The sequence below is a fragment of the Duganella radicis genome (assembly GCF_009720825.1).
Taxonomy (GTDB): domain Bacteria; phylum Pseudomonadota; class Gammaproteobacteria; order Burkholderiales; family Burkholderiaceae_D; genus Rugamonas; species Rugamonas radicis.
Genome location: NZ_WNKY01000013.1, coordinates 118,083 through 140,976, shown reverse-complemented (window position 1 = coordinate 140,976; position 22,894 = coordinate 118,083). Strand labels below are relative to the sequence as shown.

Sequence of the window (22,894 nt, the reverse complement as noted above, 5' to 3'; positions counted from 1 at the left end):
CTCCCGGAGGTTACCAATGGCGAAGCGATTGCGGATTACCGGATTGGTCCAAGGCGTTGGCTACCGCGCGTCGTTTGAGCGGCAGGCGGTGGCGCTGGGCTTGCGCGGCTGGGTGCGCAATCGGCGCGACGGGTCGGTGGAAGCGGAGGTGGATGGCGATGCGGCCGCACTGGAGCGCATCGTCGCCTGGGTGCACAAAGGCCCGCCCGCCTCGCGCGTCGATCATGTCCTCATCGAGGAGGTAGCAGCATCGGCCGATGATGCGTTCAGAATACTGCCGACGTTCTAGCGCCGCGCACCTTTGCGCAATCTCAAGCTACTATGTGGTTAAGGGAAGACCATCGTCAATATCCGACGCCATACTTTGACTTGAGGTATTCCATCATGAGCCACGCTATCCCACTCAATTTGCCGCTCGACTCAGTCGATCAAATTTTGCGCAACGCCGCAGAGCGCACGGACGAGCGCGTCATTGAAGAGCTTCGCAAAGCAACCGCCCAAATTGCGGCACAGTGCCGGGAGCTCAATCGAAGAAAAGCGCTCGTACAAGCCGATGAATGCGCTGTCCCCATTGATTCCAGCTTCGAAATACGTGACGGCCTGGAGCGCGCCCGCGAAGGCATTCGTCTTATGCATAAGCTCTTGCTGGGCATCCCGGAAAACAAGGCGCAGATTTTTAACTCGTTGAGGCTAGCACTGGAAGAAATCTACACCGCAGCAAATCAACTGCAATGGGAAATCGGTGAGCACGATGCCAGCTGCTACCCTCGCGGAACGCCGATTCTCGTATCGACTCAGAATGAAATCGAGCAGGCCCTAGATGCTATACGAGCACAAAAATGAGCCCGCTCATTGTGGAGCGGTTGGACCTGGAAAACCCCGATTTCCAAAAATCCTATCGCAAACTGCCATCGCAGGTGGTCAAAGAAGCGCAACTGGCAATCGGACTATTGGCCCTTGCAGATCTTGAACATCCGCCGGCAAAGCTAAATTTACATCATCTTGCGGGCAAAATGGTGAGCTCCCGCGTCAGCGCACAAAAGACAGTCAAGGTCTACGTCTTCAATCTGACGAGCAGTGGAAGTTTCAAAGCCAGTTTCACTTTTGAGCGAGGCGTTGCTTATCTGCGTACCTGCGGGCCACAAGAAAAGGTCAACAGCAATCCTTAGTGCGCTTTTCGCGGAAGAAGTCCCAAGCGGCTTCGGCGACTTCGAGGTCGGCGTTCTGGAGGCCGGTCAGCCACTTGATGAAGCGCGGGTAGCGTTTCAGGCGGCTGGGTTCGGCGTGGCCGGCGCCATCGATGCGGTACAGGCCGACCTGCATGCCATCGGCCGCGTCGCCCCACATGTGGCGGGTGACGCTGGTGCGGGCGTCGCTGACCGGCAGTTTCTTCACGTCTGGCTGATCCGACAGGCCCGCCAGTTCACGCCAGGCACGCACGCTGGCTTCGATGCCGCGCACCGGTTCGGCAAAACCCAACGCATACCAAGGCTTGCCGCCGTGGTAATAAATCAGCGGATCGGCGGTGCAGCCAAAGATCAGCGCCGGCAGCGGCACTGTGGGCTCCTTGCCGCGGCCAGGCAGCGGCATCCCCGCCAGTACGACGGAGAAGGCCGCCAGCTTGTGCGGCAACTCCGTGGCCACGGCATAAGCCATCCAGCCGCCGCGCGATACGCCCATCAGGTACACCCGGCCGGGATCGACGTCGTGCGCGCTGATCGCATGGTCGATCAGCGCGCCGATGAAGGCGACGTCGTCCTTCCTGGCCACGCGGGCCTCGGAGGCGTAGCAATCGCTCCAACCGCCCTTGTCCGCGTCCGGCGCGATCACCACCAGCCCTTCCCGCGCCGCGATGTCCAGCCACACGGACAAGGGCGACGGCGGAAACGCCTGCCCCAACACTTGCGCCGCCGAGGCGCCCGCCCCGTGCAGCAGCACGACCAACCCACGCTTGCCGGCCGCCGGCGGCGCCGCCATCAGGTAACGGCGCGCCCCTTCCGCGCGATTCAGTGTTAATCTCGTTGGCAGAATGTTCATATTGTCCGGCATCCTATCCTCGATGTGATTTTCTGGCAACGGCATCTGTTGCTGGCGCAACTCAGTCTTGACAAAGGCCATTTCCCGTCATCCAAAATAGGTTGCCATTTGGAAAAATTGGACTATGATGTAGTTGTAACTGGACCCAAACAACGTCTGAGGCACAAAAATTATTATGACGCTCCATGAGTCACACGCCGTCCTGATCCGCAAAGGCCCGCCACGGCCCCAAGACGCGATCGCCCCCTTCACGGCGGTGGCTGACAACTCGTTTGAGATGACCACCGAAGATGACATCGGTGATGCGCTGACTCTGCTGGCTGAGCACGGCGATGCCATTTCCATGTACGCCCCGGGCAGCCGTGAACCGATTTTCGGACGCATCCTGTCGGTCGATCCCGAACTGCCGCATTTTGTGATGGAGCTGAACGACGGCGCCGTCCTGCCCCCCGGCAAGATCACTTTTGTCAGCACCCTGCGCTCGGCCAAACTGCAATTCCGCCTCTCCAGCGAGGACTGGAAGCCGCTGCCCGGCCAGCCGCTGCACATCCCCATGGTGTTTCCCGAAACCTGCACCGTGCTGAACCGCCGCAGCACCGAGCGGGTCGAGACACCGCTCGGCATCACTTGCATGGCCTTGTTCGCGGTCAGCGAAACCACCGAGCATGAGTTGCCGGTGTACGATATCTCGGAGGGCGGGATTGGCATGCATTGCTCGAAAAACCGCGCCAAGGGCTTGATCAAGGGCCGCAAGCTCCAGAATGTGGTGCTGGAGATGGGCGAGGTCACCATCGAGGTCGAGGAAATGGAAATCCGCTTCGGCCGTTCGTTCCGCTCTTTCCTGCTGGGCGAACAGCTGCACCTCGGTTGTATGTTCACCAAGCTGTCGCCGGAGGCGATTGCCAAGGTGAAGAATGTGATCGACCAGATCAACCATCCTTAGCCGCAGCGTTAGGCCGCGAACAGACCTGTAGCGCCAGCATCGTAAGCTCCTCGTTATGATCACAAGGAGCTATCATGTCTATCCAGTTCGCCAGCGACACCGACCACGCCGCCAGCGTCAAGGCCGCGCTTCACTCACAGCAAAAGGCGCCGTCCACGCTGACGATCAGCCAGCTGTTCTTGCGCAGCAGTCCCGGGCAACGGGCCGATCTGCTCAATCATTTGCTGGCCAATGTCAGCCCCGAGATGCGCACCGCGCTGGCCGGCAGCATCGGCAGTTTCAGTGAGGACGGCACGCATCCGCACATTACCCCCGAGCAGACCGAACAGATCGCGCCAGGACAGGTCGAGGAGATCGCCGCCACCGCCGAACAGCATACGCCCGGCGTGCTCGCGCAACTTCAACCGCTTGGCGACGACGTCTGAAGCGTTACCCCAGCAGCAGTTCGGCTGGCTGCGTCACGATGGCGGTCTTCGGAATGCAGACGATGAAGGTGCTGCCTTTGCCCGCTTCAGATTTGATCTGCAAGGTGCTGCCGTGGCGCAGCAGCACGTGCTTGACGATGGCCAGGCCCAGCCCGGTCCCCTGCGTCTCGCGCGACCGGCTCTTGTCGACGCGGTAGAAGCGCTCGGTCAGGCGCGAGATGTGTTCCGGACTGATGCCGATGCCGGTGTCCTCCACCTTGAACTTGACGCCGCCATCGTACGCTTTCCACGCCAGGTGGATCTTGCCGCCGGCCGGGGTGTAGCGCACCGCGTTGGAGGCCAGGTTGCCGAAGGCGCTGTGCAGTTCCTCGTACGATCCCAGCACATCCGGGCCCGACACTTCCATGGTGATCTCATGCTTGCCCGAGGACAGCGCGCGCGCCTCGCGCAGCAGCTGGTCCATCAGCTTGCCGACGTCGACCGGATCGGGCCGCATCGGATAGTCCACCGACTCCAGCCGCGACAAGGTCAGCATATCCTCGATCAGGTGCTGCATGCGGTGGCCCTGCTCGGTCATCAGCTTCAGGTGGGCGGCGCGGGTGGCCGCGTCCAGCCCCTCTTGCGCGGCGATCTCCAGGAAGCCGACGATCACGGTCAGCGGCGTGCGCAGTTCGTGCGAGGCGTTGGCGATGAAGTCGCGCCGCATTTCCTCGATGCGCTCGGTCTCGGTGGCGTCGTGCGTCACCAGGATCTGGCGGCGGTTCTCGAACGGGATGATGTGCACGATCAGCTTGCGCTCGCGGAAGCTGATGGTCAGCGGCTGCTCGTAACGGCCCAGGATGATGTAATCCATGAAGTCCGGATTGCGCACCAGGTTGGTCACGCGCATGCCCTTGTCGCGCTCGTTGCTCAGGCCCAGGTGCTTTTCGGCGGCCGGGTTGCACCACTCCAGGAACAGCACGTCGTCCATGATGGCCACGCCGTCCGGCAGCAGGTGCATGGCCTGGCGGAAGCGCGCCAGCCACTCGGTCAGCTCGGTCTGGTTTTTCTCGTCTTCGCGCCGCATGCGGTACAGGCGCGAGAAGATATTGGTCCACTCGCCCCAGCCGTCCGGCAGCTTGGCGCTTTGCGGATCGTCCATCCAGTTGCTCAGCTGGTAGAGGTAGGACAGTTGCGTGAACACCAGCGCCAGCATGGCGATCAGCGCCAGGATCAGTCCGTTGACCCAGCCGAACATCCAGCCTCCCAGCGCGCAGGCCGCCAGGATCACGGCGGTGCGCAGCGCGGCAGGCACCCAGAACACCAGTTTTGGATTCATGTGAAACTCAGTTTTTTTCCGACAGCATGTAGCCTACACTACGCACGGTTTTGATCAGGTGCTCGGCCTCCTTCAGCGCCTTGCGCAGGCGCAGCACGTGCACGTCGACGGTCCGTTCCTCGATCACCACGTGATCGCCCCACACTTTGTCCAGCAGCTGGCTGCGCGAGAACACGCGTTCCGGATGGGCCAGCAGGAATTTCAGCAGCTTGTATTCGGCGTGGCCGATGTCGATCTTCTGGTCGTCCATCGACACCGTGCAACTGACCGGGTCCAGCATGATGTTGGCGGCGCGCATGGTCGATTGCGCATGCTCCGGCGCCTTGCGGCGCAGCAGCGCCTTGGCGCGCGCCAGCAGCTCGCGCGGCGAGAACGGCTTGGTGACGTAGTCGTCGGCGCCGGTGTTGAGGCCGGCCAGCTTGTCTTCCTCCATGCTTTTTGCGGTCAGCATGATGACCGGGATGTCGTTGAACTGGCGATCCGAGCGGATGCGCGACAACAGGCGGATGCCGGTCGAATCCGGCAGCATCCAGTCCAGCAAAATCAGCTGCGGGGTCTTGGTCTGGATGAAATCCCAGGCCTCACCCGCGCTTTGCACGTTGCAGCAGTTCCAGCCCGCCTCGCGCAGCGAAAACGTCACCAGCTCGACAATCGCCGGTTCGTCTTCAACAATCAGTACGGTGGTTTTATCAGATGCCATTTAATGTATTTTATTCAGCTTGCTCAGGCTGTTCTTCGGTTGCGTGGGACTTGGTGTGGCGAATGTCTTTGCCTTCCACCACATAAATCACGTATTCCGCGATGTTCTTGGCGTGATCGCCAATGCGCTCGATGGCCTTGGCCACCCACAGGGTGTCCAGCGCGGCCGAGATGGTGCGCGGATCTTCCATCATGAAGGTGATCAGGTTGCGCATGATCGAACGGAATTCGTGGTCGATCACGGCGTCCTGGGCGATCAGTTGCAGCGCCTGCTTGCCGTCGTTGCGGGCGAAGGCGTCCAGCGCGTCGTGCAGCAGGTCCGAGGTGTTGTTGGCGATGCCGCGCACCATCTCGTAGTGGTTGACGGTCACCGCGCCGCGCCCATGCAGCGCCTTGGCGATGCGGGCGATCTTGGTGGCTTCGTCGCCGATGCGCTCCAGGTCGGTGATCACCTTGATGGTGGCCATGATGGTACGCAGGTCGTTGGCGGCCGGCTGGCGGCGCACGATCAGGTGGCTGCACTGGTCGTCCAGCTGCACTTCCAGCTGGTTGACGGAGTCGTCCTCGCGCATCACGCGGTCGGCGCGCTCGGAGTTACCGATGCGGAAGCAGGTCATGGCGTCGAGGAACTGGGTCTCGACGATGCCGCCCATCAGCAGCACCTTGCTGCGGATGGCTTCCAGCTCGTTGTCGTACTGTTTGGATGAATGTTCACCGATCATGCTGCTCTCCAATTGTGGCTAGTATTATAAGATGGATCAGCCGAAGCGGCCGGTGATGTAATCCTGGGTTTCCTTGCGGGCCGGATTCATGAAGATCTGGTCGGTCTCGCCGAATTCCACCAGTTCGCCCAGGTACATATAGGCGGTGTAGTCCGAGCAACGCGCGGCCTGCTGCATGTTGTGGGTCACGATGGCGATGGTGTAATCCTGCTTCAGCTCGGAGATCAGTTCTTCCACTTTGGAGGTCGAGATCGGGTCCAGCGCCGAGGTCGGCTCGTCCAGCAGCAGCACGTCAGGCTTGACGGCCACGCCACGGGCGATGCACAGACGCTGCTGCTGGCCGCCGGACAGCGACAGGCCGCTCTTGCTCAGCTTGTCCTTCACCTCGGTCCACAGGGCGGCTTTTTTCAGCGCCCATTCGACGCGCTCGTCCATCTCGCCCTTCGACAGGTCTTCGTACAGGCGCACGCCGAAGGCGATGTTGTCGTAGATCGACATCGGGAACGGGGTCGGCTTCTGGAACACCATGCCGACCTTGGCGCGCAGCATGTTCAAGTCCTGGCCGCCCTCGAGGATGTTGCGGCCGCGGTACATGATCGAACCTTCGGCGCGCTGGCCTGGGTACAGGTCGTACATGCGGTTCAGGGTGCGCAGCAGGGTCGACTTGCCGCAGCCCGACGGGCCGATGAACGCGGTCACCTGCTTCTCGTGGATGTCCAGGCTGACGTTGTGCAGGCTCTGGGTTTTACCGTAGAAGAAGTTCAGGCCGGAGATTTCAATGGTCTTGCGTTTGCCTTGGTTCATGGCGACGACGTTTTCTTGGCTCAGTTGCGTATTCATTGTATGGATTCGCTTTATCGGATTAATTCGGGGCTTTTTGGGCAAACACGGTGCGCGAGATGATGTTCAGGGCCAGCACGCTGAAGGTGACCAGCAGTGCGCCACCCCACGCCAGTTCGCGCCAGTTGTCGTACGGGCTCATGGCGAAGCCGTAGATCACCACCGGCAGGTTGGCCATCGGCGCGTTCATGTCGGAGCTGAAGAACTGGTTGTTCAGGGCGGTGAACAGCAGCGGCGCGGTCTCGCCGGACACACGGGCCACGGCCAGCAGCACGCCGGTGATGACGCCGGCTTTGACGGCGCGCAGACGCACCATCATCGCCACTTTCCAGCGCGGCGCGCCCAGCGCGAACGCGGCTTCCAGCAGGCTGTTCGGCACCAGACGCAGCATGTTGTCGGTGGTGCGCACCACCACCGGGATGGCGATCAGCGCCAGCGCGATGGAACCGGCGTAGCCCGAGTAGTGCTTGGTGGTGGCCACGTACATGGCCCACACGAACATGCCGATCACGATCGACGGCGCCGACAGCATGATGTCGGTGACGAAGCGGGTGATGTTGGCGATCTTGTTTTCTTCGCCGTACTCGGCCAGGTAGATGCCGGCCAGGATGCCGATCGGGGTCGAGATCAGGGTCGACAGGCCGACGATCATCATGCTGCCGAAGATGGCGTTGATCAGGCCACCGCCCTCGCTGCCGGGGGCCGGCGTGGTTTGGGTGAACATATTGATGCTCAGCGCGCCGAAGCCCTTGATGATCAGCGTGAGCAGGATCCAGGCCAGCACCAGCAGGCCGACCGACATCGCGGCCACCGACAGCGCGATGCCGATGCGGTGCGTCAGCAGACGCTTGCGGTACACCGGGTTCATCGCGGCTTTTTCCAGAGTTGCGCTCATTATTTGACGCCTTCCTTGCGAGACATGCCGGCCAGCATCAGCTTGGCGGCGGACAGAACGATAAAGGTGATCACGAACAGGATCAGGGCCAGCGCGAACAGCGACGAGGTGTGCAGCGGCGTATCCGATTCGGCGAATTCATTGGCCAGGGTGGAGGCGATCGAGTTACCGGCCGCGAACAGCGACCACGACAGCTTGTTGGCGTTGCCGATCACGAAGGTGACGGCCATGGTCTCGCCCAGCGCGCGGCCCAGGCCCAGCATCACACCGCCGACCACGCCGGTCTTGGTGTAAGGCAGCACGATCTTGCGCACCACTTCCCAGCGGGTGCAGCCCAGGCCGTAAGCCGATTCTTTCAGCACCGCCGGCACGATCTCGAACACGTCGCGCATCACCGAGGAGATGAACGGGATGATCATCACCGCCAGGATCAGGGCGGCGGTCAGGATGCCGATGCCCATGGTCGGCCCGCTGAAGAACTGACCGATCAGCGGCAACTGGCCCAGCGTGGCCTTCAGCAGCGGCTGCACGTAGTCGCCGAACAGCGGCGCGAACACGAACAGGCCCCACATGCCGTAGATGATGGACGGGATGCCGGCCAGCAGCTCCACCGCCGTGCCCAGCGGGCGGCGCAGCGCGGTCGGGCAAATCTCGGTCAGGAACAGGGCGATGCCGAACGACACCGGGAAGGCGATCAGCAGCGCGATGCCGGAGGTGGCCAGCGTGCCGACGATGGCGATCATGGCGCCGTACTGGTCGTTGACCGGGTCCCACTCCACGGTGGTGATGAAGGCCGGGCCGAATTCCTTGAGGGCCGGCCAGGCGCCGACCATCAGCGAGAAGATAATCCCCAACAGCACCGCCAGCACCGACAGCGCGAAGATCATGGTGGTCTTGTGGAAGAAGAAGTCCTGAATGCGCTGCTTGCGCATGGTGCGGAGCATGGATTGCATCGCAGCTTGCTCCGCGGCGGTGACTGGTGCGGTGCTGGTTTGCATGGCCGGCTCTTGCTTGGATAGTGGCGTGGAAGTGATATCTGCGCTCATATTTTTGTCTCGGTGGAGGTAAGCTAGCCTGCGGTGCCCGGTTGGGCGCCGCAGGCTAACCCCCTCGCCGCCGCGACTGAGGCGGCGAAGGGACAGTCCGGATTAGTAGATCGCTTTGCCCGCAGCGTCTTTCAGGTTGGCTTTCCAGGAATCCTGTACCAGCTTGACCACCGATGCCGGCAGTGGAACGTAGTCCAGTTCGGTCGCAGCGGCGCCACCGTTCTTGAAGGCCCAGTCGAAGAACTTCACGACTTCCTTGCCTTTGGCCGCGTCAGCCTGTGCCTTGTGCATCAGGATGAAGGACACGCCGGTGATCGGCCACGAGTTTTTGCCAGCCTGGTCGGTCAGCACCACGCCGAAGCCTGGGGTCTTGGTCCATTCCGCGTTGGCGGCGGCGGCTTTGAAGAACTCGTCGTCAGGTTGCAGGAAGTTGCCGTCCTTGTTTTTCAGCTGGGTGTGCGACATTTTGTTCTTCTTGGCGTAGGCCCACTCGACGTAGCCGATCGAACCCTTGATACGCTGCACGTTGGCGGCCACGCCTTCGTTGCCCTTGCCGCCCACGCCGACGATCCATTTCACAGCGGTCGAAGCGCCGATCTTGGTCTTGAATTCAGGGCTGGTCTTCGACAGGAAGTCGGTGAACAGGAACGAGGTGCCCGAGCCGTCGGCGCGGTGCACCACGGTGATGTCTTCGGCGGCCAGTTTCACGCCTGGGTTCAGGGCGGCGATGGCTGGGTCATTCCACTTGGTGATCTTGCCCAGGTAGATGTCGGCCACAACCGGGCCGGTCAGTTTCAGCTGGCCTGGGGTGATGCCATCCAGGTTAACCACGGTCACAACGCCACCCATGATGGCTGGGAACTGCATCAAACCTTCCGCGTCCAGGTCGGAAGCCGACAGCGGCATGTCCGAGGCGCCGAAGTCGACGGTCTTGGCTTTGATCTGCTTGATGCCAGCGCCCGAACCGACGGACTGGTAGTTCAGGCCGTTGCCGGTAGCGGCTTTGTACGACTCGGCCCATTTGGCGTAGATTGGGTATGGGAAGGTCGCGCCGGCGCCGGTCATATCGGCGGCGTGGGCTGCCGACGAGAAGGCCATCACAGCCGCTGCGCCAACCACCAGGGAAGAGATCAATTGTTTCAGTCGCATTTCAAGTCCTTTGTTATGACAGGTTAGGATGCTGCGCAGTCTAACGGGCGAATATGACAGCTTTATGACATCGCCAAAATATTTCAAAAAGATCCTTTTCGCGGCCCTTCCCTATGAAAACAGGTGAATTTTCGGGCTATGTTACGTCGGCTTGTCATAATTGCGCGCCATTTATGACAGGCTTTGTCACAAAGCTGTCATATTTGGTCTTTACACTGTTGCAATCATTCTTCCGCAAACAGGATAGAATGGAATTACCTGCAAAGTGATCAAAAAGACATGAAGCCTGACTTGCATGCGGAAGTAAAAAAGAACTCGGCGTTTCTGGACCGGGAACTGTCGCAATTGATGTTCAACCGCCGGGTGCTGGCCCAGGCCGAAGACAAAAACATTCCTTTATTGGAGCGGCTGCGTTATCTGTGCATCGCCAGCAGCAATCTCGACGAATTCTTTGAAGTGCGCGTGGCCAGCCTGCTGGCGGCCGGCGCGGCGGACGGCGCCCTGTCGGCCCACCCCGCCCTGGTGGCGACGCTGTCGCGCATCAGTAATGAGTGCCATCTGCTGGTGGCGCATCAATACGAAATCCTCAACAACGAAATCCTGCCCGAGCTGGCCGCCAACGGCATCCACTTGGTGCGCCACAACGAACGCAATGAGGCGCAGCGCGCCTGGGTCAAGGATTACTTCGACACCGAAGTGCGTCCGCTGCTGACGCCGATCGGCCTCGATCCGGCCCACCCGTTCCCGCAGGTAGTTAACAAGAGCCTCAATTTCATCGTCCAATTGGGCGGCAAGGACGCCTTCGGACGCGGCACCGGCATCGCGATCGTGAAAGCGCCGCGTGTGCTGCCGCGCGTGATCCGCCTGCCAGATCACTTGTCGAAGAGCGGCGGCGTTTCGTTCTGCCTGCTGTCCTCGGTGATCCACGCCCACATCTCCGATCTGTTTGCCGGCCGCGAAGTGATCGGCTATTCGCAGTTCCGCGTCACCCGCGACAGCGACCTGTGGGTGGATGAGGACGAGGTCAAGAACCTGCGCCAGGCCTTGAAGGGCGAGCTGGTCGGCCGTCAGTTCGGCGCCTCGGTGCGGCTGGAAGTGGCCAAGAACTGCCCGCCCGAGCTGTCGCAGTTCCTGCTCGACCAGTTCGGGCTGCATCAAAGCCGCTTGTACGCGGTCAACGGCCCGGTGAATCTGGTGCGCCTGACCGAGATGATGGATCACATCAACAACCCGGCGCTGCGCTTCCCGCCCTTCTTCCCCGGCTTCGCGCAGAAAACGCCCAACCAGGATATTTTCGCGGCCCTGCGTGAAAACGATATCCTGCTGCACCACCCTTACCAGTCCTTCCAGACGGTGATCGACTTCATCCGCAGCGCCGCCCACGATCCGAACGTGGTGGCGATCAAGCAGACGATTTACCGCACCGGCATGAACTCGGACCTGATGGAATCGCTGATCGCCGCCGCCAAGGCCGGCAAGGAAGTGACTGTCATCGTGGAATTGAAGGCGCGCTTCGACGAGGAAGCCAATATCAATTGGGCCGACAAGCTGGAACAGGCCGGCGCGCAGGTGGTGTATGGCGTGGTGGGCCTGAAGACGCACGCCAAGGTGGCGCTGGTGATCCGCCGCGAAGACAACAAGCTGCGCTACTACGCCCACCTCGGCACCGGCAACTATCATCCGACCACCACCAAGTTCTACACCGACTTCGGCCTGCTGACCTGCCACCCCGGCATCTCGCAGGAAGTGAACGAAGTCTTTATCCACCTGACCTCGCTAACCAAGCCGCACCGCCTCACCCACTTGTGGCTGGCGCCGTTCGCGCTGCAAAACGAAATCATCAAGGCCATCCGCAACGAAGCGCGCATCGCGCGGGCCGGACGACCGGGGCGGATTATTGTTAAAATCAACGCGCTGGTGGACGAATCGGTGATCCGCGCGCTGTACGCGGCGTCCAAGGATGGCGTGAAGATCGACCTGATCGTGCGCGGCGCCTGCATGCTGAGGCCGGGCGTGCCGGGGCTGTCGGAAAATATCAAGGTGCGCTCGGTGATCGGCCGCTTCCTGGAGCACAGCCGCATCTACTACTTCCGCAACGATCTGGCGCATGACACCTATCTGGCCAGCGCCGACTGGATGAGCCGCAATCTGTTCCGCCGCATCGAAGTCGCCTTCCCGATTCTGGACAAGGCGCTGAAACGCCGGGTGATGGCCGAGGGCCTGAACCCCTATTTGAAGGACAACCAGAACGCCTGGGAACTGGAGGCCGACGGTCACTACCAGCGCCGCAAGGCGCGCGGCAAGCAAGCCGCATTCAGCGCCCAGCAACACCTGATGGACACGCTGGGCACGCCCAACGCCCACCTGGGAGAGTAAGCATGGATCTGATTTTATGGCGACACGCGGAGGCCGAGGATGCCGGCCCCGGCATGACCGACCTCGAACGCGCCCTGACCGGCAAAGGCCAGAAGCAGGCGCGCCGCATGGGCCAGTGGCTCAACTCGCAGTTGCCCGATAGCTGCAAGATCTTGTCGAGCCCCGCCGTGCGCACGCTGCAAACGGTGGAAGCGCTGGGCCGCAAGTTCAAGATCCACACCGACCTGGCGCCGGGCGCCGATCCGGCCGACGTCCTCAAGGCGGCCAACTGGCCGGGGAACAAGGACTCGGTGCTGGTGGTGGGGCATCAGCCCACGCTGGGCCAGGTGGCGTCCATGCTGATGACCGGCGACGATCTGGAATGGGATATCCGCAAGGCCAGCGCGTGGTGGTTTGCCCAGCGCGATGCGGGCGATCCGATGAGCGTGTATCTGAAGGCCGTCATGGCGGCCGACCTCGTGGTTAAATAACTTGCAAAGCGAAGGGCATCTGCTAAAGTTTAATTGTATCAACTATGAGGGAGGCCATCATGATGTTCACCTTGCTCACCATGGGGATGTTCGGGGGCATGATCGCCCTGGTAGTCTACGAACTGGTACAGGAAATGCGCGGCAGTAAACACAAGCTTATCGATCGCTATCACGAATAGCATATAGCTTCATGGAAGCCTACGGCGCCAGCGGCGTGGCCTTACAAGGACATCGCCTCTCGCGCCGTTCAACGTTTACAGTGCCCGATCAAACGCCGGTTTTAAACTTGGTGTAGATGCGGGTGATGTTACGGCGGATATCCGCCGGCACGGCTTCCGGCGCCGCCATGCGCTTCTTGTCGTCGTCCGACAGGAACACGGTCTTGTTGTTAGCGATATCCTTACGCACGAACTTGACGCTGGCCGCATTCGGGTTGGCGTAGAACACCTTGTTGGTCAGGCTGGCGTGCACTTCCGGACGCATGATATAGTTGATCCACAGGTGCGCGTTGTTCGGATGCGGCGCGTCGGCCGGGATGGCCATGGTGTCGAACACCAGCGCGGCCGAGGTCTTCGGCACCAGCACTTCAATCACGTTGCCGTTCTTGGCATCGATGGCGCGCTGACGGGCGATGTTGATGTCGCCCGACCAGCCCAGCGCCACGCATACCGCGCCATTGGCCATGTCATTGATGTAGCCCGACGAGCTGAACAGGGTCACGTAAGGACGGATCGCTTGCAGCACCTTGCCGGCCTCGGCGTAGTCGGCGGCGTTCTTCGAATAGGCTGGCTTGCCGGCGTACATCAGCGCGGCCGGCAGCACTTCCGACGGCGAATCGAGGAAGGACACGCCGCACGATTTCAGCTTGGACGCGTACTTCGGATTGAAGATCAGCTCCCAGGCATTGTCCGGCATCGGCATGCCGCCCAGCGCGGCCTTCACCTTGTTGACGTTGATGCCGACCGTGGTATAGCCCCACAGCCAGTCGACCAGATAGTCATTGCCCGGATCGATATTGGCCAGCTTGGCCTGGATGGCCGGATCGAGGTTCTTCAGGTTGGGCAGCTTGGACTTGTCCAGCTTGCGCAGCAGCTTGCCATCGATTTGCAGACGCGCCCATTGGGCGGTCGGCACCACGATGTCGTAGCCGGATTTGCCGGCCACCAGCTTGGAGTTGAGGATTTCGTTGTTATCGAAAAGGTCATAACGGACCTTGATGCCGGTTTCCTTCTCAAAGTTTTTAACCGTGTCTTCGGCGATATAGTCCGACCAGTTATAAATATTGAGAACCTTTTCCTCTTGCGCACCAGCTACCTGGACCGCGCCCGCCATCAAGCTAGCGACCAGCACCGCACCAACGAACTTCCCTGCCATAGCACCTCCAAAATGGGATTCATCACACAAGCCGTGATGATCCGGCATCCACCGCCCGGATGCAAGGAGTTCCTTAGAATTCCGAACCCAAATCAGCCCAGCATGTCAAACAGGGTGCCGGTGCCCTTGCCGGTGCCGGCGGTCAGTGCGCTGCCGGCGCCGGTCTGGGCCTGGGCGGTGTACAGTGCGGCCAGGGCGTTGGCCTGGGCGGTCAGGGCCTTGGTCATGGTGGCTTTTTTGCCGTTCAGGCTGGTGATTTCGTTGCTGGTCAGGGTGGTTTCCTTGGTCAGCACGCTGTTGGTCGAAGTCAGCGACGCAGCTTTGGACGATAGCAAGTCGGCAATGCCGCGCTTGTCGTCGCTGGTGAACAGCCTGGACACGGCCGAGGAATCGGCGGCCAGCGCGGCTTGCAGCTTTTTATCGTCCAGCACCAGATTGCCATCCTTGTCCTGGCTGAGGCCCGCCGCAGCCAGCTTGGTGACCGAAACGGAACCGCCGCCGGTTTTCAGCAGCATGCTCATCTGGCTGATGGCCTGATTCAGCGCGGTGTCCGACTTGAGATCGCCTTTTTGCAGCTTGAGCAGCTTGGCGTTGAGGTCGTTGTAGGCGCTGACCAGGGCTTTCAGGTTGTCGCCGATCTGGCCGGCGCCGGCGGCGATGGTGACGTCGCTCTTGCCTGTCGCCGTCAGGTTCAGCGTGGCGCCGGCGATGGCCGTGTCCTTGATGGTGTTGCTGGCGCTCTTGATTTCCTTGCCGTCGACCGTGAGGATGGCGTCCATGGCGGCGCTGGTCTGCTTGAGTTTTTGAGCGCCGTCCGGGTCGAATGCCAACAGGTTTTTCAGCGCGGCGTCGCCGCTGACGCTGATGCGCATGCTATTGGCCGCGCCCGGCTGGCCGGCGATCGACAGCGAATACTGGCCGTCGTCGCCCTTCACCACCTTGACGTCCACGCCGGCCGCCTTGAACGCGGCGGCGATCCCATCCAGCGTGTTATTGCTGCTATCGATGGTGATGGTCTTGCTGGCGACGGCGGCGTTGACGAAGCCCTTCCCGCCGCCGGCCGCGCCGAAGTCGATCTTGACGGTGGTGGTGGCGCCGGCGCCGATTTTCGTGGTCGCGGAATCGAACTCGTCGCTGGTCAGGAACTGGCCCTGCGCCAGTTGCTTGACGTCGATGGCGTAGGTACCGGCCTTGGCCGTGCCGGTCGACGAGGCGGTCAGCATGGTCTTGGCCGAACTGGCGGCGCTGGTGCTGAGGCCGTTGCCGGTCAGGCCGGCGGCGATCTGCTGGAAACTGGCCAGGGCGCTTTGCAACTGCCCGAGCGCGGACAGCTTGGTCTGATCTTTGGTGATGGACGCATTGAGCTTGGCGGCGGCGCTGGTCTGCGACGCCATGGTTTGCTGGACGCGGTTGTAGACGTCCGTCGAGACCTGCGAGCTGGTCGAGCTGTTGGTCGAGTTGATACTGGAGGTAGCCATGATTTCATTCCGCCTTGGTGGTTACTTAGTATGCAACATGGATGCTTGCACCAAAGCGGCGAACAACGCTGGATTTGCCCCTTAATCCCGCCAGCGGGCGTCCGCGCTGCCGAGGCTGGAGGCAGGCAGGGTCCAGCGCATCGGCGTGCCTTCGATGACGACGGGAGGGCGGTAGCGGCGTGCGGGTCCCCATTCGGTTTGCTCCAGCTGCGGCGAGAAGTCGTCTTCGCGCATAGGGGCGAGCGGCGTTTGACCGGCGGGGCGCTGGCGCATCGGTCAGCAGTTTGGCGGTGCGGGCCAGCGAAAGACGCGCTTGCAAGATGCGGCCTTCGTTCAGGCGGGCGATCAGTGCACGCACCACGGCGGCGGCCATCAGGTAGCCGGTGGCATGGTCCAGCGCCTGCACCGGCAGCGGCGTGGGTTTGCCGGCGCCCTGCTGCCGCATGCCGTGGTGCGCGATGCCGCTGCTCATTTGCACCAGGCTGTCGAAGCCACGACGGCCGTTCAGCGGGCCGCTCCAACCGTAGGCATTCAGTGCGACGTCGATCAGCGAAGGGTTGATTTGGCGGCGGATTGCTTCGCCATAGCCCAGCCTTTCCAGCGCGGCCGGCCGGTAGCCATGCACCAGCACATCGGCCCGCGCCAGCAGCTGTTCGAAGATGGCGCGATCTTCGGGCCGTATCAGATCGAGCCGCGCGCAGCGTTTGCCGAGCGTGACTTCGGGAATGGCGCCGGGCTCGTTCCAGTGCGGCGGATCGATGCGCAGAACCTGAGCGCCGTAGCCCGCCAGGAAGCGGGTCGCCACCGGGCCGGCCAGCACGCGCGTCAGGTCCAGCACTTTGAGTCCGGCCAACGGCCGCTCGCTGGTCCATGCCCATGGGCGCGGTGCGGCGCGGCTGGCATCGGCAAAGGCGATCAGCGGTTCGCCGGCGACGGCCTGGCCTTGCGGGTGAGCGCGCCATTCCGCCATCGAACGCATGACGGCCGCGCAGCCGCCCTGCGCCACCACGGCCTCTTCCAGTTCCAGCCCGCGCCAGGCGGCCACGGCCTGGGCCACCGCCGCACGCTCCGGTGCGCAGCCGAGTACTGACAGCGCGGCGTCGCGGTGATGCGGCGCGTTGGTGTGCAGGCGTACCCAGCCATCCGCAGTGGCGTAGTCGCCGGCGACGGCGTCCCACAGCGGTGGCCGCTCCCAGCCAAGCGGATGGAACGACCAGCTGAACCACATCGACGCCAACCGGCGGTCGATCTGCACGCGGGCCGGTGCACTGCCCTGCGCCACCACCAACTGCCGCACCGCCAGCGCTGCCGCGCCGACCGACGCAGCGGCCAAGTCGGTGACGGCAAAGGACGATGGCAGCTCACCTTCGCCCAGCAGCTCCACGGCATCCAGCGCCGCAGCGGGCAAATCCAGCGCCGACCCAACGGCGTTCAGCAGATGATGAGACATGGCGGCTCCCGATAAGTTATCCTTGAGCGCAGCTTAGGACTGCCAGTCCGTGAGCGTCAATCTTGATTTGATGTGTCAACATAGGAAGTGGATATGGTCTGGCTGACCGCTGCCGAAGCCCTGGAATTGCTGAACGTGCGCCCGCAAACGCTGTACGCCAACGTCAGCCGGGGAAAGATCCGCGCCAGGCCGGATGACGACGATACACGCCGCAGCCTGTACCATCGTGACGACGTGCTGCGCATGGCGCGCCGCGCCAACGGCCGGCGCAAGGTGGAAATCGTCTCCAGCGAGGCGATGCAGTATGGCGATCCGGTGCTGGCCTCCGCCATCTCCACCGCCGCCAACGGCAAGCTGCTCTACCGTGGCCATGACGCCACCAAACTGGCCGACACCGCCAGCCTCGAACACACCGCCGCCCTGCTGTGGCAGTGCGACGCGGCCGAAGCCGCCGCCCTTTGGCCGGCCTGCGCCCACCACGCCTTGCGGCCGTCCGGCCGTCGGCAGGCGTGGTCCCCGCTGAGCGTGGGCACCACGCGTCACACCGCCGAGCCCCCGGCAGACGGGCGCACGGCTGCAGGCGACGATGGCGCGCAGGAAAGTGCGCTGGCCGCCGGCCTGCTCGTCCTCGCCCGCCGCAGCGCTGTCGATGCACCATCGCTGGGCCGTCCGTTGTCCGAGCTGCGCGCCGAAGCGGCCACGGTGCTGGCCTCGCTGGTCGACGCCATGACCGGCGACGGCCTTCGCAACGAGGCGGCCAGCATGCCGGGCTCGCAAGTCGATGCGGCGGCCAGCGACGGCCTTGGCGCCGACGCGGCCGATGCGCTCATCAGCCACCGCCTCGCCAGCAGCTGGCGCGCCGGGCAACATGAAGACCTGATCCGTCGCGCCCTCGTGCTGATGGCCGATCATGAACTGAACGCGTCCACCTTCGCCACCCGCGTCGCCATTTCAACCGGCGCCTCGCTGGCGGCGGGGGTGCTGGCCGGCTTCACCACGCTCACCGGCCCGCTGCACGGCGGGGCAGCCAAGGAATTCGCCCAGTTGATCGCCCAAGCCCAAGCCGGCAATGCCGACGACGCCGTGCGCGCCTGGCTGGCCAGTGGACGGCCACTACCCGCCTTCGGCCACCCGCTCTACAGCGACGGCGACCCGCGCGCCAAGGCGCTGCTGCGGCAGCTGCCGAAAATGCAACCATATGAAGCCCTGGCAGTCGCCGCCGAACAGCAAGCCGGGGAACTGCCGAATATCGACTACGCACTATCGATGCTGACCGCGCACTGCGGCCTGCCGCAGGAGGCGCCGTTTGTCTTGTTTGCTGTAGGTCGCTGCGTCGGCTGGCTGGCCCATGCCCTGGAGCAGGTACAAGCCGGGCGCCTGATCCGGCCGCGCGCCCGCTACACCGGGCCGGCCGACATCATCAACGCAGGAATTTATTGATGGTGGCCATGGTGGCCAGGTCGGGATTCATGAACTGGAATCCGATCTTGAAATGATCTCCGCTGAAAATGCAGTAATTCACCCGGGACTGGCAACTCAGGACCTGCGCCTTGCCCTCGACAAACAACTCAAACGACACCATGCCGATATCACCCGTCGTCAGCTTGTGATCGAACGTGATCGACACCCCGCTCGCGCTGATATCCAGCGTGCGCCCCTGCTTGGGCTGCATGCCATCCATCACCACCACCACCTTGGAACGCACGATCTTACGCGCGCCTGACCTTTGATCAACTAACACTTGCTTACCTCTTAGTTACGCAATTTGCACTATTAACGATTACAGCACATAACAATACAGCGTTATTGGATTTCGCGCAGCTTATTGAAGGCGTCATCGATTCGATCAACACCGATAATCGTCATGCCCTCGATCGGCTGCTTGGGCGCGTTGGCGGTGGGGATCATGGCAATCGAAAAGCCCAGCTTGGCGGCCTCGCGCAGCCGCTCCTGTCCACGTGGGGCCGGCCGGATCTCGCCCGCCAGGCCGACCTCGCCAAACACCACGAAACCACGCGGCAGCGGCTTGTTGCGCATCGAGGAATTAATCGCCAGCAGCACCGCCAGGTCGGCCGCCGGCTCGGTGATTTTCACTCCGCCCACGGCGTTGATGAACACGTCCTGATCGAACGCCGCGATCCCCGCATGCCGATGCAGCACCGCCAGCAGCATGGCCAGGCGATTCTGCTCCAGGCCGACCGACAGGCGGCGGGCGTTGGGCTGATGGCTGGCGTCCACCAGCGCCTGGATTTCCACCAGCAGCGGCCGCGTGCCTTCCTGCGTCACCATCACGCAGGAGCCGGGCACTTGATTGTCATGCTGCGACAGGAACAAGGCTGACGGATTGGACACGCCCTTCAAACCCTTCTCGGTCATGGCAAACACGCCCAGCTCGTTGACCGCGCCGAAACGGTTCTTGATCGCGCGCACCAGGCGGAAGCTGGAATGGTTGTCGCCTTCGAAATACAGCACGGTGTCGACGATGTGCTCCAGCACGCGCGGACCGGCCAGCGCGCCCTCCTTGGTGACATGGCCGACCAGAATAATCGTCACGCCGGTTTGCTTGGCGGCGCGGGTCAGTTGCGCCGCGCACTCGCGCACCTGCGCCACCGAGCCGGGCGCGGAACTCAAAGCATCCGAATACAGGGTCTGGATCGAGTCGATCACCGCCACTTCCGGCTTGAGATCGGCCAGCGTGCCGAGGATTTTCTCCAGCTGGATTTCAGCCTGCAATTTCAGCTCGCGGGCATCGATGTTCAGGCGCTTGGCGCGCAAGGCGATCTGCGCGCCGGACTCCTCGCCGGACACGTACAGCACTTTTTTCAAATGCGAGATATTGGCCAGCGCCTGCAACAGCAGGGTCGATTTGCCGATGCCGGGATCGCCGCCGATCAGCACCACGCCGCCGCCCACCAGGCCGCCGCCCAGCACGCGGTCGAACTCCTCGATGCCGGTGCCGAAGCGCGGTATGTCAATCGCATCGATATCGTTCAGCGACAGCACCGGCGCCGTCTGCGCCAGCGACAGGTGAGCTGGCTGCGAGTAGCGGTTGTTACCGCCCGCCTCGATCACGGTTTCCACCATGGTGTTCCACTGCTGGCAGGACGAGCACTGGCCGGTCCACTTGGTGGCGGTGGCGCCGCACTCGCTACAGGTGTAATTGGTTTTCGCCTTTGCCATGGGTTCAGCCCTCGACCACCGGCACGCGCGGCGCCAGCGCACACATCAGCTCATAGCCGATGGTGCCAGCGGCTTCGGCCACTTCATCGATCGGCAAGCCCTGCCCCCACAGCACCACCTTGCTGCCGATGCGTGCTTGCGGCAGGTCGCTCAGGTCGACGGTCAGCATATCCATCGACACGCGGCCGACCAGGCGGGTGCGCACGCCATCGACCAGCACCGGCGTGCCCAGCGGCGCCACGCGCGGATAGCCGTCGGCATAGCCGCACGCCACCACGCCGACCCGCATCGGGCCTTCGGCCTGAAAGCGGCTGCCGTAGCCGACCACTGCGCCGGCGGCGATGTCCTGCACGCCGATGATCTCGCTGCTCAGGGTCATGGCCGCTTGCAGGCCGAACGCCTCGGCGGTGGCGCCGCCCGGCGTGCCGCCATACAGCATGATGCCGGGACGCACCCAGTCGTTGCTCAGGTGATCGTGGTGCAGCAGCACGCCGGCCGAGTTCGACAGGCTGCGCTGGCCCGGCAGGCCGGCCGCGCCCAGCTCGAAGCGGCGGATCTGCTCGGTAATCGGCAGCAGCGGATGATCGACATCGTCGGCGTTGGCAAAATGCGTCATCAGGGTGACGCTGCCGACACAGGAGATGGCTTGCAGGCGCGCATGCGCGGCCGCATAGGCCTCCGGCGTGAAGCCGAGACGGTTCATGCCGGTATTCATTTTCAGGTGCAGGTCGAAGCGGATGCCGCGCGCGCTCAGCTGCGGCGCCGCCTCTTCCAGCCAGGCCAGTTGCTCGTTGCAGTGCACCGCCGCTTGCAGTTCGTAGCCGGCCATGGTGTGCAAATCGGCGGAACTGAAGAAACCTTCCAATAACAGGATAGGCTTTTTCCAGCCCAGTTCACGCAGCTTGACGGCGTTGTCGACTTCGATCAGCGCCAGGCCGTCGGCCTCGGCAAAACCGCGCATGGCGCGTTCCAGGCCGTGGCCATAACCATTGGCTTTCAACACGCCCCAGGCCTTGGCCCCCGGCGACTTGGCCTTGGCCAAGGCTAAGTTATGCTTCATGGAGTCAATATGAATTGTTGCTAGGATCGGCCTTGGCATACGACATTTCTGCTTGATAAACGAAGCCGCCATTTTACCAAGAGCGGACCGAGACGCACTGCTCAATTCTTGGGGATACGAACAAAGCATGGTATAAAGCAAGCCAGATAAGTTTTCAGGCTATCCCAGAATGAATCGTGGTTTCTATACCATCATGGCGGCGCAGTTCTTTTCGTCCCTTGCGGACAATGCGTTGCTGTTTGTTGCGATCGACCTGCTGGTCAACATGAAATCACCGGGGTGGATTACGCCGCTCCTCAAGCTTTCATTTACCCTCTTTTACGTGCTGTTGGCGGCATTTGTCGGCGCTTTCGCTGATTCGATGCCTAAAGGCAAGGTTATGTTTATTTCCAACCTGATCAAGGTTGGGGGTTGCCTGCTGATATTCGCCCACGTTCATCCATTATTGGCTTATGCGATTGTCGGTTTTGGCGCGGCGGTTTATTCGCCGGCCAAATATGGCATCCTGACGGAATTGCTGCCGGCTGAAAAACTGGTGGCCGCCAATGGCTGGGTGGAAGGCCTGACCGTGTTGTCGATTATCTTCGGCACCGTGATGGGCGGCGCGTTGGTCGGCGGGCGGGTATCGTCCTTCCTGCTGGGCTTTGACATGCCGCTGATCGACACCGGCATCGAGACGCCGACGCAGGCGGCGTTGTGCGTGGTGGTCGGTATTTACATGCTGGCGGCGCTGTTCAATACGCGTATTCCGGACACCGGCTGCGTATACGGCCATCAGGAGCGCAATCCGGTCAAGCTGATCAGCGATTTCGCCAACTGCTTCGGCCTGCTGTGGAAAGACAAGCTGGGCCAGATTTCGCTGGGCGTGACCACCCTGTTCTGGGGCGCGGCACAGACCCTGCAATTCATTGTGCTGGAATGGGCCAACCGCACCCTGCACCTGAGCTATGAGCAGTCGACCAGCCTGGTGGGCGTGGTGGCGATTGGCGTGGCCGCCGGCGCGGTGATTTCGGCGCGCTTTATTTCGCTGCGCAAGTCGCTGACCGTGATCCCGGTCGGCATCGCCATGGGCGTGATTGTGATGTGCATGACCATGGTGAATTCGGTCAAGGTCGCTTATCCGCTGCTGATTCTGGTCGGCCTGCTGGGCGGCTTCTTCCTGGTGCCAATGAATGCGCTGTTGCAGCACCGCGGCCACGTGCTGATGAGCGCGGGTCATTCGATTGCTGTGCAGAATTTCAACGAGAATCTGTCGATCCTGACCATGCTGGCGGTGTACTCGCTGATGCTGCGTGCGCACCTGAATCTGGACATCATCATTCTGCTGTTCGGCCTGTTCCTGGCCGGCACCATGCTGTACATCATGCGGCGCCACCAGGCCAACCAGCGCGAGTTCGATTCGATCGCGCTGATTGGCGAAGCCAAGCACTAA

Annotated in this window: 22 protein-coding genes and 1 pseudogene; 9 read left to right on the top strand and 14 right to left on the bottom strand. The window is 62.3% G+C overall.

The genetic code is table 11. From position 1 onward, the window contains the following. Positions 1-43: 43 nt before the first annotated feature. The 3 genes from GM676_RS14360 (at position 44) to GM676_RS14350 (ending at position 1,169) form a co-directional block, all read left to right on the top strand. Complete coding sequence (locus GM676_RS14360; RefSeq protein WP_229262684.1) at positions 44-289, top strand: acylphosphatase; 246 nt, start codon at positions 44-46, stop codon at positions 287-289. Between the two features lie 95 nt (positions 290-384). Further along, positions 385-843, top strand: a complete 459-nt coding sequence (locus GM676_RS14355) for a hypothetical protein (protein WP_155464327.1) — start codon at positions 385-387, stop codon at positions 841-843. Next, positions 840-1,169 carry a hypothetical protein gene (locus GM676_RS14350; protein ID WP_155464326.1) on the top strand — a complete coding sequence of 110 codons (330 nt, stop codon included), beginning with the start codon at positions 840-842 and terminating at the stop codon, positions 1,167-1,169. Before GM676_RS14355 ends, GM676_RS14350 begins: the two co-directional genes overlap by 4 nt. Here GM676_RS14350 and GM676_RS14345 read toward each other — a convergent pair. Continuing rightward, positions 1,153-2,037, bottom strand: a complete 885-nt coding sequence (locus tag GM676_RS14345; protein ID WP_170304297.1) for a CE1 family esterase — start codon at positions 2,035-2,037, stop codon at positions 1,153-1,155. The two genes, GM676_RS14350 and GM676_RS14345, sit on opposite strands and share 17 nt — an antisense overlap. 175 nt (positions 2,038-2,212) lie before the next feature. On the opposite strand from GM676_RS14345, the gene GM676_RS14340 reads away from it, so the two are divergent. Together GM676_RS14340 and GM676_RS14335 are read left to right on the top strand one after the other, a co-directional pair. Continuing rightward, positions 2,213-2,980 carry a PilZ domain-containing protein gene (locus GM676_RS14340; protein ID WP_229262683.1) on the top strand — a complete coding sequence of 256 codons (768 nt, stop codon included), beginning with the start codon at positions 2,213-2,215 and terminating at the stop codon, positions 2,978-2,980. 74 nt (positions 2,981-3,054) lie between these two features. Further along, positions 3,055-3,405, top strand: coding sequence for a hypothetical protein (locus GM676_RS14335; RefSeq protein WP_155464324.1), 351 nt, complete (start codon positions 3,055-3,057; stop codon positions 3,403-3,405). Between the two features lie 4 nt (positions 3,406-3,409). On the opposite strand, the gene phoR is transcribed toward GM676_RS14335, so the two are convergent. The 7 genes from phoR to pstS form a co-directional block, all read right to left on the bottom strand. Beyond that, complete coding sequence (phoR, locus tag GM676_RS14330; RefSeq protein WP_155464323.1) at positions 3,410-4,723, bottom strand: phosphate regulon sensor histidine kinase PhoR; 1,314 nt, start codon at positions 4,721-4,723, stop codon at positions 3,410-3,412. 7 nt (positions 4,724-4,730) lie between these two features. Next, entirely contained in the window at positions 4,731-5,423 is a 693-nt protein-coding gene (gene phoB / locus GM676_RS14325) for a phosphate regulon transcriptional regulator PhoB (protein ID WP_155464322.1), read from the bottom strand. A 10-nt stretch (positions 5,424-5,433) separates the two neighbouring features. Then, entirely contained in the window at positions 5,434-6,144 is a 711-nt protein-coding gene (gene phoU / locus GM676_RS14320; protein WP_155464321.1) for a phosphate signaling complex protein PhoU, read from the bottom strand. A 36-nt stretch (positions 6,145-6,180) separates the two neighbouring features. Then, positions 6,181-6,984 (bottom strand): phosphate ABC transporter ATP-binding protein PstB, encoded by an 804-nt coding sequence (gene pstB, locus GM676_RS14315; RefSeq protein WP_229262682.1) that lies wholly within the window; start codon positions 6,982-6,984, stop codon positions 6,181-6,183. A 22-nt stretch (positions 6,985-7,006) separates the two neighbouring features. After that, positions 7,007-7,879 (bottom strand): phosphate ABC transporter permease PstA, encoded by an 873-nt coding sequence (pstA, locus tag GM676_RS14310; protein WP_155464320.1) that lies wholly within the window; start codon positions 7,877-7,879, stop codon positions 7,007-7,009. Beyond that, complete coding sequence (gene pstC, locus GM676_RS14305) at positions 7,879-8,877, bottom strand: phosphate ABC transporter permease subunit PstC (protein ID WP_155464319.1); 999 nt, start codon at positions 8,875-8,877, stop codon at positions 7,879-7,881. The genes pstA and pstC overlap by 1 nt, the downstream gene beginning before the upstream one ends. 150 nt (positions 8,878-9,027) lie before the next feature. Continuing rightward, complete coding sequence (gene pstS, locus GM676_RS14300; protein WP_155464318.1) at positions 9,028-10,074, bottom strand: phosphate ABC transporter substrate-binding protein PstS; 1,047 nt, start codon at positions 10,072-10,074, stop codon at positions 9,028-9,030. A gap of 279 nt (positions 10,075-10,353) precedes the next feature. Here pstS and ppk1 point away from each other — a divergent pair, with 279 nt between their 5' ends. Together ppk1 and GM676_RS14290 are read left to right on the top strand one after the other, a co-directional pair. Then, positions 10,354-12,450: a polyphosphate kinase 1 gene (ppk1, locus tag GM676_RS14295; protein WP_155464317.1), complete on the top strand. Its 2,097-nt coding sequence runs from the start codon at positions 10,354-10,356 to the stop codon at positions 12,448-12,450. Positions 12,451-12,452: 2 nt separating this feature from the next. Continuing rightward, entirely contained in the window at positions 12,453-12,920 is a 468-nt protein-coding gene (locus GM676_RS14290; protein ID WP_155464316.1) for a SixA phosphatase family protein, read from the top strand. Positions 12,921-13,187: 267 nt separating this feature from the next. Here GM676_RS14290 and GM676_RS14285 read toward each other — a convergent pair whose 3' ends face one another. The 3 genes and pseudogenes from GM676_RS14285 to GM676_RS14275 form a co-directional block, all read right to left on the bottom strand. Then, complete coding sequence (locus GM676_RS14285; RefSeq protein WP_155464315.1) at positions 13,188-14,294, bottom strand: polyamine ABC transporter substrate-binding protein; 1,107 nt, start codon at positions 14,292-14,294, stop codon at positions 13,188-13,190. Between the two features lie 92 nt (positions 14,295-14,386). Further along, a complete protein-coding gene (gene fliD, locus GM676_RS14280; RefSeq protein WP_155464314.1) occupies positions 14,387-15,772 on the bottom strand; it encodes a flagellar filament capping protein FliD in 1,386 nt (461 codons plus the stop codon). Positions 15,773-15,853: 81 nt separating this feature from the next. After that, positions 15,854-17,222: pseudogene (locus GM676_RS14275) on the bottom strand (CoA transferase). 93 nt (positions 17,223-17,315) lie between these two features. Here GM676_RS14275 and GM676_RS14270 point away from each other — a divergent pair. Next, the gene (locus GM676_RS14270; RefSeq protein ID WP_155464313.1) at positions 17,316-18,662 is read left to right on the top strand and encodes a citrate synthase family protein; all 1,347 of its coding nucleotides are present in this window, start codon (positions 17,316-17,318) and stop codon (positions 18,660-18,662) included. Here GM676_RS14270 and GM676_RS14265 read toward each other — a convergent pair. The 3 genes from GM676_RS14265 to alr form a co-directional block, all read right to left on the bottom strand. Continuing rightward, the gene (locus GM676_RS14265) at positions 18,643-18,963 is read right to left on the bottom strand and encodes a PilZ domain-containing protein (RefSeq protein ID WP_371866231.1); all 321 of its coding nucleotides are present in this window, start codon (positions 18,961-18,963) and stop codon (positions 18,643-18,645) included. The two genes, GM676_RS14270 and GM676_RS14265, sit on opposite strands and share 20 nt — an antisense overlap. Positions 18,964-19,025: 62 nt before the next feature. Beyond that, entirely contained in the window at positions 19,026-20,402 is a 1,377-nt protein-coding gene (gene radA / locus GM676_RS14260; protein WP_155464312.1) for a DNA repair protein RadA, read from the bottom strand. Positions 20,403-20,406: 4 nt separating this feature from the next. Beyond that, complete coding sequence (gene alr / locus GM676_RS14255) at positions 20,407-21,501, bottom strand: alanine racemase (RefSeq protein ID WP_155464311.1); 1,095 nt, start codon at positions 21,499-21,501, stop codon at positions 20,407-20,409. Between the two features lie 130 nt (positions 21,502-21,631). Here alr and lplT point away from each other — a divergent pair, with 130 nt between their 5' ends. After that, positions 21,632-22,894 (top strand): lysophospholipid transporter LplT, encoded by a 1,263-nt coding sequence (gene lplT / locus GM676_RS14250; RefSeq protein WP_155464310.1) that lies wholly within the window; start codon positions 21,632-21,634, stop codon positions 22,892-22,894.

Coding starts and splice junctions, on each gene's coding strand:
- phoR (WP_155464323.1), bottom strand. CDS start 4,723: ATGAATCCAAAACTGGTGTTCTGGGTGCCTGCCGCGCTGCGCACCGCC.
- lplT (WP_155464310.1), top strand. CDS start 21,632: ATGAATCGTGGTTTCTATACCATCATGGCGGCGCAGTTCTTTTCGTCC.
- GM676_RS14285 (WP_155464315.1), bottom strand. CDS start 14,294: ATGGCAGGGAAGTTCGTTGGTGCGGTGCTGGTCGCTAGCTTGATGGCG.
- GM676_RS14290 (WP_155464316.1), top strand. CDS start 12,453: ATGGATCTGATTTTATGGCGACACGCGGAGGCCGAGGATGCCGGCCCC.
- GM676_RS14350 (WP_155464326.1), top strand. CDS start 840: ATGAGCCCGCTCATTGTGGAGCGGTTGGACCTGGAAAACCCCGATTTC.
- GM676_RS14340 (WP_229262683.1), top strand. CDS start 2,213: ATGACGCTCCATGAGTCACACGCCGTCCTGATCCGCAAAGGCCCGCCA.
- radA (WP_155464312.1), bottom strand. CDS start 20,402: ATGGCAAAGGCGAAAACCAATTACACCTGTAGCGAGTGCGGCGCCACC.
- pstA (WP_155464320.1), bottom strand. CDS start 7,879: ATGAGCGCAACTCTGGAAAAAGCCGCGATGAACCCGGTGTACCGCAAG.
- pstC (WP_155464319.1), bottom strand. CDS start 8,877: ATGCAAACCAGCACCGCACCAGTCACCGCCGCGGAGCAAGCTGCGATG.
- pstS (WP_155464318.1), bottom strand. CDS start 10,074: ATGCGACTGAAACAATTGATCTCTTCCCTGGTGGTTGGCGCAGCGGCT.
- ppk1 (WP_155464317.1), top strand. CDS start 10,354: ATGAAGCCTGACTTGCATGCGGAAGTAAAAAAGAACTCGGCGTTTCTG.
- pstB (WP_229262682.1), bottom strand. CDS start 6,984: ATGAATACGCAACTGAGCCAAGAAAACGTCGTCGCCATGAACCAAGGC.
- GM676_RS14345 (WP_170304297.1), bottom strand. CDS start 2,037: ATGAACATTCTGCCAACGAGATTAACACTGAATCGCGCGGAAGGGGCG.
- fliD (WP_155464314.1), bottom strand. CDS start 15,772: ATGGCTACCTCCAGTATCAACTCGACCAACAGCTCGACCAGCTCGCAG.
- phoU (WP_155464321.1), bottom strand. CDS start 6,144: ATGATCGGTGAACATTCATCCAAACAGTACGACAACGAGCTGGAAGCC.
- GM676_RS14335 (WP_155464324.1), top strand. CDS start 3,055: ATGTCTATCCAGTTCGCCAGCGACACCGACCACGCCGCCAGCGTCAAG.
- GM676_RS14270 (WP_155464313.1), top strand. CDS start 17,316: ATGGTCTGGCTGACCGCTGCCGAAGCCCTGGAATTGCTGAACGTGCGC.
- GM676_RS14355 (WP_155464327.1), top strand. CDS start 385: ATGAGCCACGCTATCCCACTCAATTTGCCGCTCGACTCAGTCGATCAA.
- alr (WP_155464311.1), bottom strand. CDS start 21,501: ATGCCAAGGCCGATCCTAGCAACAATTCATATTGACTCCATGAAGCAT.
- phoB (WP_155464322.1), bottom strand. CDS start 5,423: ATGGCATCTGATAAAACCACCGTACTGATTGTTGAAGACGAACCGGCG.